This window comes from Mesorhizobium sp. B2-3-5 (assembly GCF_006442395.1).
Taxonomy (GTDB): domain Bacteria; phylum Pseudomonadota; class Alphaproteobacteria; order Rhizobiales; family Rhizobiaceae; genus Mesorhizobium.
In genome coordinates, this window is record NZ_VFVX01000065.1 from 1 (window position 1) to 12,512 (window position 12,512).

The following is a 12,512-nucleotide window of genomic DNA, read 5'->3' on the forward strand; positions in this document are numbered from 1 at the left end:
CAGATCGACGATCTCCTGCCCTGGGCTTACATCCCCGCCTCTGAACTCAGGGCCGTGGCCTGAGAACATCGCTTACGATGACCGCATACCTGGCGCACGCGATTTCTTTGATGCCTTTGAGTTTGCATTGGAGAAAGGCCGCCTGAAAAACGCATCCTTCCAGCTGCATCAGGCGATCGAGAATACCTACGCAGCACTTCTGTTGGTGCTGACAAATTACAGCCCGCCCTCGCACAAGCTGTCGTTCCTGCGTGCCTTGGCAGAGGAGCAAGACCGGCGGCTTGCCGAAGCCTGGCCACGCGACCAGCAGCGCTACCGTGCCTGGTTCAACACGCTAAACGAGGCCTATGTCAAAGCACGGTACTCAAAGCATTATGAAATCAGCGAGGAAGCCCTTGTCTGGCTTGGCGAGCGCACCGCCGATCTCCACAGGCTTGTCAATGAAATCTGCTGATCTCAGGTTCAGGAACGTCGTGTTCCGGCCAGGATCGGGCTCTCTTCCAGCGCAGCAGTCCGGGGGTGTAGTAGCCGATCCCGGGCGTGGCGACACCGAGCGGCGTGCCGATGCCGGCGAAATTCAGTTTGAAGTGATATCCGGATTTCGCGACGACGAAATCCTGCCTCGCGATGTCGATGCCCTGGCTCGCGAAAGCCGCCGGATCGTGCGTGAAGCCGGGCTTGCTCGTCAGCATGATGCTCAGCCGGTCTTCGACAAGCAGGACAGCGGTGCGGCCAAGCGATGTTTCTTCACCGGCACCGAACGGGCCCCTTATCACAAAGCGACCGTCGCAGACCTCTGCCTTTCATCTGACTGTCTATGCAGCAGGTTGCAGTCAGAGCCTAAGGTCAAGCCGTTATCTCGGGGCGATGCGCAACTTGGCAGGAAACCGCCAGGTTAGTGCCGGGTTTTTCCAACACCAAGTTCTATCCTACCGTAGGCCGTGGCCTCTGTACACAGACATTGTCCACAGATTGCTGCAATGAGAGAAGCTGTTGCCTCTATCTCCGGTTGGGCAAATATGAGTATGAATCCTACACTTGCGGTCAGGAGCCGACACGCATGATTACACGGCTAATATATGGATTCACCTTTGCGTTGCTGCTCGGCCTGAATGTCGGCCGACCGGCCGCAGCCGATCAATTGCCGGACGCAAATCCTGAGGCTTTCGTTCGCATCCTGTTTGAAAGTGAAACTGATTCTGCCCGTGCCAAGCTGGCGGTCGATAAGTTCATCGATCCATCGGTTGATGAAGTGGCGATGCTTGCTCAAATCGACGGCATGGTGGCGACGATCAACAAGATGCTCGGCACCCTCCCGCCGGATGCCGCATCAACCAGCATGGAAAAGCTGAAGGCCCTGCGCACGTTTCTGTACGAGGGTGGCTGGTGGAACAATGACCGACCTTTCCAATACGATCTTTCCGACCCTTACGGACAGCAGTCGGGCGCACAGTCGCTTTCTCACTATCTGGCGACTCGGAAGGGCAATTATGTCTCCATGCCAACGCTGTCTCTCGCGTTGGGCGAGCGGCTTGGATTGAAATTGACGCTCTCGACGGCCCCGCTGCATGTGTTTGTGAAATTCACCGACGACGCGACCGGCAAGACATGGAACCTGGAAACGACCAGCGGTGCTGGTCTTACACGGGATGAGTGGTATCGGCAGAAGCTGCCAATGACCGACGAGGCGATTTCCAACGGCGTCTATCTCAAGACGCTGTCGCGCCGGGAAGCCATGTCGATCATCGCAACGTCAGTCCTCGACAAGCTGATCACCGTCGGCCGCTATGAAGATGCAATAGCCGTCGCCGATGTGCTGGTCGAAGCCTATCCCGCCAATGTCTACACGTTGGTCAAGAAGGGCACGGCCTACTACCGGCTGCTCGATGCCAGTATCATCAAGAAATACCCAAAACAGAGTGATATTCCGGCTGACCGGATCACCTACGCCAACGATCTCTACCGGGCCAATCAGGAAGCTTTCGCCAAGGCCGAAGCGCTCGGTTGGCGCGAGCCAAAGCTGAATTAGATACCAAGAACGATTCGAGAGGGCGGGGGATTTGACGATGAGATTTAGTGCCGCAAAGATCGCTAGACACATGTTGGCGATGGTTCTGGCCGCGTCGATAATAGTTTCTGGCACGTCCGGGGCCTATGCGGCATCGGCATACAGTCTTCATCTGTTACGGTCCCAGGGCGCGTACTCCGAAATTCAGCCAGTTCGATTCATTTCGCCTGATCCAACGGACCCGACCGTCCCGAGCGTTGGCACTAACAGATACGCATATGCTCAAAATGATCCAATCAACAAGAGTGATCAGAATGGACTTTGTCCTATTTGTATAGGAATCGCTATAGGGGCAGCAATCTCCTACTTTAGCGGTACGACGGAGGCAAATACTCCAGAAACGCCAGACGATGTGTCACAAACAAGCGAAACTATGGCTATGGCCAACATGGCCCTTGGTGCCACCATGGCTGGCCCAGCCCGTAGTTTGGCTGTGTCCATGGTTACGAATGCTGAAAGAGCTAGTTTAAGCTTTGCACAAAAGACATACAGTGAAACCTTCAGCGCCATAGGCAGGGATAAGTACTCGGCTTTGTCTAAGAGTACGATCAGAACCATTGACGACCTTTCATCCGCCATCAAAAGTGGTAAAGTTGACCCTAGTAAGCTTACTGTTGACGTGGGAAAAATAAATGGAAAGGGTTATATTGTTAACACGAGAACTGCGACAGCCCTAGAGAGGGCTGGCGTACCACGGTCTAAATGGTCCATAAATGACATAACGAAGATAGATAAGGATGCTATGGATCGGTTGGCTGCTCAGCTTGAAAGGAACAATATATCGCCAGGCGAAAAGGTTTCAAACCCGTCCAGTAGCTCGAGCCAGTCGGGAGGGAATGCCTCGACGGGGACAAAATCAACTGGTGGAGGGCTTCTCGGAGCGATTGGACGGGCCACGGGCCTCTGGTAAAAATTAGGAAAGTGTCATGCAGGAATTTTTACGCCTCCCGTTCGATACAAGCGGATTCGGAGATTTCGCGGCGTCTTATATAGGATCGAATGCCAAAGTACAGTTTCTCTACAAATCTGATGGCTCTGAGCTTGTCGGCGAGATAAGATTCCCGTTCTGTATATCTATGGTAATTAACGGTAATCTTTCATCTCAGAAAAAACTTCCGTACGATACGATAATGGTTACTCAAGAAATTAACAATCGTTTGGATGATTTGTACAGATACGAGTTTATGCTCAGCGGAAGTGATTTCCAATTTGCGGTTGTTGCGAAGGAATGCACATTCTCAGAGTCGATAACCACTGGTATAATGATTGATATTTGAATATTCAATCGGCTGCGAAGGGCATTGCTCAATCGGACGATACCCGAATAGCACAGCATGCGTCCGCTCCCGTCGAGGTCGATGTACGCCCTGCGTCCACGTCGGCCGACTGCCATGAAGATCAATCGATCCGGTCCGTGTCGATGCAGCTCGATGATGCCTGCTGCCTTCGACATCGAGGAAGGCCATGCTGAATGGCTGTCCGCATAGGTCATCATTGGGCTGGCCGACTGACCTTGATCCCGGAACGGAAGAACGTCGGCTTTGGAAATCCGCTGGTCGTCGGTGAGTGACAGCCTGCCGTCTTTGGCTAACCGTCGAATAGGTCAGCCGATGTTGGATGAGCCAGAATCGAAGCATGAATGTGGGGGTTCTGAAGCTCGCCGACCAAGGGAATGGTTCGGCCACGATGGTCCGTCTTGGGCTTCCTGTTTTCGTTCTCGCGAACGATGATCTGGGGGATGTCGGCTTCGATCTGGATGTCCTCGGGAGCCAGTCCGCAGATCTCCTTTGGGCCGCATCCCGTGTCGATCATCGCGAACAGGGCACCGCGAGCTTCCTCGTTGAGGGATGCAAAGTGATCGTCCGTGAGCCGTTTCGTCTTGATGAAGGCGACTGTAAAGGAGGGGCGTTTACCCTTCACCTCGTTGACCCGGATTCGGTCGAACAGATTGGAGAATTCCGCATCCGTGTTTTCGATGTGGAAGGTGATGACCTTTCGGACATGCATCAGCAGCTTGTTGGCCATGTTGGCCTGGATGCTTCCTGCCTCAATCAGGCCGAGGAGGCCCTTCTCTGGTTTGGCGCTTCGCCAACTCCCATTTCGCCCGGTATTCATCGGGCGTCATCCCATGTCGAGTAGGTGCGTTGTCAATGTCCAGTTCCTCCGGCGGTCATCCGGCATTGGCCGGCACTGTACAGGTGTCTGAAACGCAGAGCGCTCCCGCATGAATGCGGCCGTCTACCGACTGAAAAGCAGTCGGTCGGCTATCCTGTGGGGCTGCGTCCAGTCCTTTCGCCACCAAGGCTCCTCGCCGTCCTTGGGCGGCCGCTGAAGTCTCAGCACCTTTTGCCGGTCGCGCGAGTCCTTCAGCGCGGCCCGGAATTCATAATGATCGACGATACGCATGGCCTCGACCATGTAGCTCGTAGCGATTCGGCGGTCGCGAATGAGTATCAAGTTCTCGCCGTTGTCTTTGTCCGCAGCCACGGACATGTTATAGGAGCCGAGATAGACGCGCGCTGCGGCCTTGTCGAAATCCAGCACGATGAACTTGTGGTGCATTCTGGTTCCGGCGTTATTGTCCACCAGGCCGGTCGGCTCGCTTCGAAACGGTTCGGGGGCGTCATCGTCTAACGGCTCGACCCGCACCGGCTTTTCGTTGGTGGTGCCTGACGCGATCATGATGGCGGTCGCCTTCTCCGAGATACCCGCCACGAAAACATCATTGTTGTTCGTTCGATCCTGTAGCGCGTCACGGATTTGGCCAGGTGTTTGCCAAAGGAAGGCAAGCGAGTAGAGGACGGACGATTGCGCTGTGCGGACGTCGTCGGCAATTCCCTTAAGGCGAGAGGTGGCAGCTGAGTGCGGCGAAAACGAAATACTCGCGTCGATCCCGGGCAGATTGAAGGGCACCCAGTTACTCGAAGGGCTCTTCTTGAAGTCGGCGGCATGGCTCCAGTAGGTTTCAAACGCCGCCTTCACGATATCGACCGCGCCCTGTCCCTCGATCGCAACCGCATTGTTCGACTGAACATACAATCCGCGCCAACTCATGTTGGTTGAACCGCAGATGACGCGCTTGACCTTGGGCGCGTTCACATAGAGCGTCTTATTGTGCTGGAGCGACCCCATGGATTGGCGCACGACCGGAATGCCGGCGTCCGTCAGCAGTTGCGCAGCTCGATCCTCTGCATGCTTGTCACCGGTGTGACCGTCAGAGTTGTCGATTATGACCCGCACTCGCCCTTTGAGCTTCTTTAAGCGGTCGATGATTTCGGGTAGGTCGAAGTCATAGGCGACAATGCCCACATCGGCATCCGCATCGGCAATGGCGTCGTCTAAGGCCTTCATCAGCACGCGCCGCGCCTCAAAGCCCATCCACGCATATGCCTTCTCAGCGTCCGGATCGGTTGGCTTGAAGTCCAGGCCGTCCTTGCTGTGGGCGGGCAACAACGCATCGACATCGACGAAATTGTCGACGAACGCCTGCGACGAGATAAAGCCACGCGTGAAAGCGACATTGAGAACTCCAGGATAGGTCTCGTCGCCCAATTCGATCTCGGCATTCTGTGCCGCGCCGTAACTTAGCGCGTCGTCGCTGCCCATGAAAACCGGCGTGACCTGGTACTCAAACGGCCCGGTAAGTTGCGCGTTGCGCGGAAAGTGCACCCATCTGAACTTCTGGATCGGCGCGATCCGTGTCGAATAGGTGGGCGGGCGCTTGGCGCTGGACGTCGTTCCAGCGTTGCCATCGAAGGTAAGGCGGTTCTTCAACGGATAAAATTGGCTTCCGTTCGGCTCGCGATATTCGATCGCGAAGCCCACGAAGTTGAGCGGCGGCTGAGCGTCCTTCCAGTCCATCGCGAGCAAAGCCATGCCTTCGCCACGATGGACCTTGAGCGTAAAGAGCGCGCTCGGGTTCTTTCCAGTGACCTGAAACTGTCCAGCCATTGTGCATGTCCTTGAATCTATCGAGGCGAGAAATGCGATGACGTCTCTGCCGCCCGACCTGGCGGCGGCCTGTGCAAGTCAGTACTGGATGGTAAGGTTGGCGCCGAATTTTCTCGATTTCTCCAGCGTGGCCTTGTCGGTCCCGTCGTCGTAGGTGAGGGCCAGGCTGGCGCCCAACGACTGACCGCCGCTGCTTGGAATCTCACTGCCAGAGGCCAGACTGTCGCAGAGCCTTGCCGGCGTTGATTTTCCGGATAGATCGTAGTCCGCTTCCGCATGAAGATTGTGGATCTCGGTCTGGTTGCTCAGGTCCCAAAAATACTGATAGGAGCCAAGCAGACTGATGCGTCCGCACAGGGCTTGCGGGACCGACGTCATGTTGGCAAACAGCACCGTTCGCGCCTGGATCGTTGCGCCAACGTACGTATAGTCCTTGCCCGAGACAAAATTGCTTTGGCCGGCGTCCTCGACATGCAGCGGATTGGCTTCGGCGATCAGTCGCCAGTAGCTGAACCCGAAGACGTGCGGTCGGCCGTCATTGACCGCCGAGCCAAGGTGCAGGGTCGGGCTATAGAACTCCAAAAGGCCATCCGCTCCGTATAGACGGCCTCTGCCACGGAAATCCGTTTGGAAATAGGGTGACAGGCTGAGCGTCGCCTCTGTGAACAACGGGACGGTCGACCCGCCGGTCAGGAACTGGAACTCGCCATTTATGCCGAATTGAGCGGCGCTTCTTTCGGAACTCTTGAAGGGATAGGCGAGCTTCCCGTTGAGATAGATGTATGGGGCGAATGCATAGCTGGCGAGATAAATTGGTGACTGGTCCGCCGAGCCGTCCGTGGCAAATTGCAGCGCGGGCGGCGCGCCGGTCAGATAGGCTTGGACGGTCAGACTCTTGGTCTTTGCCAGGTAGTCGTTGGTCCACGAGAAACTGGCGCCTTTCGCATCCGGCATCGTGCCTGAAAAAAGGATCTGGGGAGCCTCGAAACGGTCCTTGCGCAGATAGAACTTCGTCTGCGGCGTGGATGTCTTCGACGTCTCGCCCGCTCCAGCATCGCTCGATTTCGCGGACGAGGCCGGTTTGTCTGGCGAAGACGACTTCTGCTGGTCCTGGAGTTTCGAAACCAGTGCCTTAAGGCGAGCGTTTTCCGTCTTGAGCTTGATATTCTCTGCCCTTACATCGTCGGTTTGACTGATGTTGGCGGTGGTGGCCGCTCGTGGGACGGATGTTGCGGCTAAGATTATCGCGAGACTACATAGACCCGAATTTGCAGTCCTCCACATGCCCATGTCCCCCTGCCGGCATCTCCGATTGTCTATGCTATTTTATCGCATCGGCGAGTTTGCCAAAGTTGGCAGCGGCGTTGCCGAGAGCAACGTCTACCTTCAGGCCACGCCGTTTGAATGTATCCCAGGCGTTTATCATTGGAAACCATGCTGCTACGGCGCCGGGGCCACCGCTTATGTAGTCTGACAATGGCGTTATGGATTTAACTTTTGCCTCGATGTCAAATATCTTTACAAGTTCCGTAATCTTCTGTTCGCGGGTAAGGCCTGAGGCAGTAGTGGCAATCGTATGCTCCCGCAGCGCGGAAGCCAGATTGTCCAAAGACAGAGACAATCGCTTCGCCGACGGATTCGTCAGTTGTTTGGAAATTTTGGCTGAGTCAGAGCGCACCTTGGCTCTGCCGCGCGCAGCTGGCATCACTAAGTCCCCCATCTGCCTTCATTGAGTAGTTGGTGAATCCAACTAAAAATATTTTAAATTGTCAAGAAACATAGTTGTGAGCAGGGGCCATACTGACCAGATTTACCAAAGGGGTCCTCTCTGACATACGGGCGGAGAGAAAATCCTAGCCCACGTGGCTGCGTCTCACGCAAGTGATACAAAATATTGCTCGACCGTCGAGCGGCGAACCCGTTTTTATTGGCAACCTTGTCCATGGGCCACTCCGAATTTGAGAGAACGACGGATATGAAACGCTTGAGCCCGGTTCAGGCCGCTGACTATCTCTGGGAGAGGTCCACGACGCTGCGCTAGCGGCCAAAGCGGAGCAAGCGTCGGACCGCTTATCAACTGCTTCTCGATAGACTTTTAGTCGACCTTCTCCATAGGGGCCGAACCGCCCCGCTTGAGGGGCGTCGCCCCGTCTCGCATCGTTGGCAGCGCAATGCTCAATGGTTCGAACAATTTGGCAAAACAGTGCCGAGGGCTTTCTCGGCGCCATCCGGAGAAAAATCGAATGCCACGGTCGTCCCCAGGAACGAGGTGAATGAAACTGTGACGAGTTGAGCCGAGCGGAGCAAATCTGCGATAGGCTGTCGGTCTGCCGGCGCTATTTCGTAGACCCCGTTTCGCGGACTCGCCAAGGTGAATGTTGATTCATGCCCATTGGCCGAAAAAGTGAAGTCTCGCGTGGTATGTGGCTTGTCCCCCGTAAGATCTGGTCCCCACAAGCCAAGGCCAAATATGTTTGTGCCGTCGTTCGCGCAAGAATATCGAATAGTGTATTCGTATTCCTTCGAACTGGTAGTCAGCTCCGCATCTGCGCTGGTGACAGTCAGATTCTCTCGATTGCTTCCAGCTTTCATTAGCGTCACCAGCCAGTTTCCGACCTTCTCTTCCGGCCGCCAGGCACTTGGAAGCGATTGATCTGGCGACGGGTCGCAGTAATAAGTTCGTGCAAACAAAATGGCAATAATCGGGCAGAGTTCGGTGACGTCTGCTGAAATACCATTGGTAAGATTTGTAACCTTTTTCGCTGAACAGAGCCTCGCGAATGTAAGGGCACCTTGTGCTTGCTTGGCAGAATTTATTGTATTCGTGGTGATGGCGGAGCCGCCAATATCGAGCGCTTGCTCTGTCTGGAAGTTGCTTCCTAACCAGAATCGGACGTCAGCTGCCGCCCCGCGAGACCTGAAACTTCGGACATGAATGTCGGCAGGAGATATATCGAGTGTAACCTCGTTGTCTGGCGGGTCGCCAGGCGAGTCAGTGGAATCGGGTAGGTGATTAATGGTATTCAGCTGCCACCCCTTGGAAGACCAATCAGTCGCGCTCACGTCCAAGCCGAAAGTCTCGTGATAATAACAATCTCTATTTTTCGGGTCCGTTGTCGGGTGGGTCTCTCTTCCCGCAGGATGTGCCTCGTCAAAACGCTTCAGCGTGAAGCCGCTATCTGTAATCTTACCTTCGTATCCTGGGATGAAGGGTCCGCGTGGATCAGAGTTGCGGATCGTTCCGAATGCAAAACCGTCGCTAGCTAGACGCACGGCAGTTCCGTTTGGTCCAAACTGGGCTACGTCATAGGAAAGCGTGTCCGAAGGTACGGAGCCGTTTGGCTCGGCAAGGGAAAAAGGTTGACCGAATACCTGGCCGTTCTTCAGGTTGCCTTGTTCAAAGCCGCCGATGCGCATTTCCCCGGTGTTCAACGACATGCGGCCGTTCCCTTCGAGAGCTCCGTTGTGCCAGTTCCCGTCAATCGTGGTCTTTCCGGACGCCAACACGCCGCTGCCTTCAAATGCGATCCGATAGGGACCTAACCGGATTTGCGAATCCAGCGCTCCTGGTGAAATCCCTCCTGAATACGCTCCGGCAGTATCGATACCGAACTGCTGGTCCTTCTGACGCCAGACTGCATTGCCGAGAACAAGCTCGCAGGTCGCACTCTTGAATTGACCGCCTCCGAATTTGACGTCCGAACATGTGGAATTGCATACTTGGAGGATAGCCAGCGCGGCATCGTTGCACGCTGGTTCCGCCTCGTTAGGGACAAAAGACATTCTGCCTGTGCCGTCCAGCAGGCCGTTATGAACCGGACCCTCGTATGCCCACGCTCCCCCACTATCGTCGAACGAGACCGTCCCATTTTCCGATTCGGGGATGAGTTTTTCGGTAAGCGGCCCGGAGTAATGCGCAACGGCTCCTGGGTGATCAAGGACAGCAAAAGGCATCCGGTCTGCATTCGTTGCGCGCGTAAGGTCGGTCGGCAATGACTGCCTGTAACGCGCAATCGCCACAAGGCGAATCCTGTATTGGCTCGCTGGCTTCAGCCCTTCCAATACGTATCGAGTGATTTGAGCACTTATCCCTTCCGGCTCACGGACGACCTGCTCGCCGCCGTTTTCAAAGACGCTGACCTCGATCTTGGCCTGCGGATTGAGATAGGGTTTCAGGTCAAGCACAATTCGAGTGCTTGAAACGGACCCTGCGTCTATCGATGCTGACGGCGCCGGAGCCGTTTCGTAACCAAAGAATCGATCCAGCCATGGAGGATAGCCTGTGCCTAAGTAGATTAGAACGGTCCCAAAAAGCGCGACGATCAAGACGAGAACAACGCTAGTTAAGGCGATTGCTAGCTTCGAATAATATCCGTCCTTTGCCGTAGCGAGCCTCTGAAATCCAAGGAGCGCGATCATAAACCCAAAAACAACGACTACGGTAAGAATTATCGTCGAAAGCTTGTTTCCTGACCATCCAGCAATTACAGAAGCTATTGCAAAGAGTAGCAATGCACCTTGCGCATATCGGGATATCTTTTTTGATGTTTTCGCTGCCGCAATGACGCTCTCTGGCGTCGGTTGTCCCCCATTCATGCCCCGCCTCCATAGTTGTGCATTGCGCCGATTACATTGAGCCAATAAATATTAGCGTATTCGAAAACGAGGTTCCAGTTGGAACTGCTGTCATTTTGAGCGCCAAGCGCAAAATCGAGGTGGCGGTTTTGTCAGTTCCAAGATCGGTGGCGGAACGATCCGGAACAAGACGCGAGAGCTTCTGAGTCTTGCCCACGAGGATATGGATTGGCGAACCGCCCGCTAAGATATTGATTTTCAGTAGTAGAAGCTCTCTCTCTTGACCTGCCATTTAGTCGTATAGCTTCGGCATTTTTTGAGCCTCAGTATGATCTTCGGCGGTTGGAGGTTCCCCTCGGCGTTTGGTGAACCGTCGATGTTGGGTTCAAAGTGGACCCTCGCGATGGCGAATGGACGGCGAACTTGCCGCGTCCCTTGAGTGAGATCACTCGCGCGTTTTTGCTCTCGAGGTCATCCAGATAGTCGGCCCACCATTGCATCATCTTGACGCGCTCATCCCAGTGCTCTGCCCGGGCGTAGGCGCGACGAACGTCGTTGTTCTCAATGTGGGCCAGCTGCCGCTCTATGGCATCCGGATGCCACTTTCCACATTCGTTTAAGAGAGTTGACGCCGTTGCTCGAAAACCGTGCGCGGTAGCTTCGTCCTTGCCGTAGCCCATCCGCCGCAGGGCGGCGTTGAGCGTGTTGTCGGAAATAGGACGCAAACCCGATCGAACACTAGGAAACAGCAGCGACCCCCCACCAGAGATTTCTCTGAGTAAGGTCAGCACGCTGACAGCCTGCCTTGAAAGGGGTACGCGGTGCGGCCGCCGCATTTTCATGCGTGCTTCAGGAATGGCCCACACAGGGCTTTCGAAATCGAACTCTTCCCATTCGGCGGCGCGCAGCTCGCCGGGGCGTGGAAACAGCAGCGCCATCAGCTTCAGTGCGGCTCGGGTTGTAGGCTGTCCGTCAAATGCATCGATCGCCCTCAGCAAGCCGCCCAGGGCCTTCGGATCTGTAATCGCGGCACGCGGCGTGACCGTCGGACTGATGAGTGCGCCTCTCAGGGCAATTGTCGGATCTGTCTCGGCGCGTGCGGTCGCGATCGCGTAACGAAACACGCTGCCGATGGTAGAGCGCAGTCGCCTGGCCGACTCGTATCGACCGCGAACCTCTACACGACGAAGGGCTATAAGGATTGAGGCCGGATCGATCCCCTGAATGCACCTGTCGCCGATTGACGGATAGGCAAAGTCGAGCAGCCATTTGACCTTGCTGATCGTCCGGTCCGTTCGTCCTTCCTTCCTCAGCTTGTCAATATATTCGCCCGCAATTGAGCGAAAGGTGTCCTTCGCCGAACCGGCCTTTCGCAAGCTGCGTTCCTGTGCGGGATCGATGCCAGACAGGAGTAGACGTTTAGCGTCATCGCGGGCTTGGCGTGCCTCGGCCAGGGAAATGAGGGGATAGCTGCCTAGCGCCAGAAGCTTCTGCTTGCCTTCAAATCGATAGGCAAGGCGCCATAGCCGAGACCCGGTGGGCTGTACCCAAAGCTGGAGCCCACCCCCGTCAGATAGTTTAACGAGCTTGGAGGCGGGTCTGGCATTTCGGCATTTGACGTCGGATAGGGCCATTGATGGGACCTCACTTTGGCTTTTTTGATACCAACAGGATGCCCAATACCAACGGAAATACCATCCCGGCGGCCCGTTGGACCAAGTACGCCCAGATCTCAGTGAAACGCGCTTAGCCACGCCGTTCCCTACAAAAAGATGAGCGATTTCATCGATTTGCAGACACAAAAGCGTAGAGGCTTTCGGCGAGAGGGAATGTCGAGAGAATGAGCGACCCGAGACATAGGTGACGATTTGTACCGGACACATGGGTAACACTTTTGGCTTTTGGCCGGAGGTGTTGA

10 protein-coding genes and 1 pseudogene are annotated in these 12,512 nt (G+C 55.4%); 4 read left to right on the forward strand and 7 right to left on the reverse strand.

Annotation, left to right across the window (positions count from 1 at the left end):
* Positions 1–454 (forward strand): HEPN domain-containing protein (locus tag FJ958_RS30925; protein ID WP_140749780.1); only part of this gene is annotated, 454 nt, incomplete at its 5' end.
* On the opposite strand, the pseudogene FJ958_RS30930 reads toward FJ958_RS30925, so the two are convergent.
* Positions 438–782, reverse strand: a pseudogene (locus FJ958_RS30930) (MlrC C-terminal domain-containing protein); the annotation flags it as partial. The gene FJ958_RS30925 and the pseudogene FJ958_RS30930 sit on opposite strands and share 17 nt — an antisense overlap.
* A gap of 314 nt (positions 783–1,096) precedes the next feature.
* On the opposite strand from FJ958_RS30930, the gene FJ958_RS30935 reads away from it, so the two are divergent.
* From FJ958_RS30935 to FJ958_RS30945, 3 genes are all read left to right on the forward strand, one after another.
* Positions 1,097–2,029, forward strand: coding sequence for a transglutaminase-like domain-containing protein (locus FJ958_RS30935; RefSeq protein WP_246679857.1), 933 nt, complete (start codon positions 1,097–1,099; stop codon positions 2,027–2,029).
* Positions 2,030–2,507: 478 nt separating this feature from the next.
* The gene (locus FJ958_RS31765) at positions 2,508–2,978 is read left to right on the forward strand and encodes a hypothetical protein (RefSeq protein ID WP_181176585.1); all 471 of its coding nucleotides are present in this window, start codon (positions 2,508–2,510) and stop codon (positions 2,976–2,978) included.
* Positions 2,979–2,994: 16 nt separating this feature from the next.
* Positions 2,995–3,345 carry a hypothetical protein gene (locus tag FJ958_RS30945; protein ID WP_140749786.1) on the forward strand — a complete coding sequence of 117 codons (351 nt, stop codon included), beginning with the start codon at positions 2,995–2,997 and terminating at the stop codon, positions 3,343–3,345.
* 310 nt (positions 3,346–3,655) lie between these two features.
* Here the strand turns inward: FJ958_RS30945 and FJ958_RS30950 are convergent, their stop codons facing one another.
* The 6 genes from FJ958_RS30950 to FJ958_RS30975 form a co-directional block, all read right to left on the reverse strand.
* Positions 3,656–4,093, reverse strand: coding sequence for a hypothetical protein (locus FJ958_RS30950; protein ID WP_140749789.1), 438 nt, complete (start codon positions 4,091–4,093; stop codon positions 3,656–3,658).
* 213 nt (positions 4,094–4,306) lie between these two features.
* Positions 4,307–6,019 carry a phospholipase D-like domain-containing protein gene (locus FJ958_RS30955; RefSeq protein WP_140749792.1) on the reverse strand — a complete coding sequence of 571 codons (1,713 nt, stop codon included), beginning with the start codon at positions 6,017–6,019 and terminating at the stop codon, positions 4,307–4,309.
* A gap of 78 nt (positions 6,020–6,097) precedes the next feature.
* A complete protein-coding gene (locus FJ958_RS30960) occupies positions 6,098–7,303 on the reverse strand; it encodes a hypothetical protein (protein WP_140749795.1) in 1,206 nt (401 codons plus the stop codon).
* Positions 7,304–7,340: 37 nt separating this feature from the next.
* The gene (locus tag FJ958_RS30965) at positions 7,341–7,724 is read right to left on the reverse strand and encodes a hypothetical protein (RefSeq protein ID WP_140749798.1); all 384 of its coding nucleotides are present in this window, start codon (positions 7,722–7,724) and stop codon (positions 7,341–7,343) included.
* Between the two features lie 470 nt (positions 7,725–8,194).
* A complete protein-coding gene (locus FJ958_RS30970; RefSeq protein ID WP_140749801.1) occupies positions 8,195–10,615 on the reverse strand; it encodes a fibronectin type III domain-containing protein in 2,421 nt (806 codons plus the stop codon).
* Positions 10,616–10,917: 302 nt separating this feature from the next.
* A complete protein-coding gene (locus FJ958_RS30975; protein WP_140749804.1) occupies positions 10,918–12,228 on the reverse strand; it encodes an integrase arm-type DNA-binding domain-containing protein in 1,311 nt (436 codons plus the stop codon).
* Positions 12,229–12,512 lie beyond the last annotated feature (284 nt).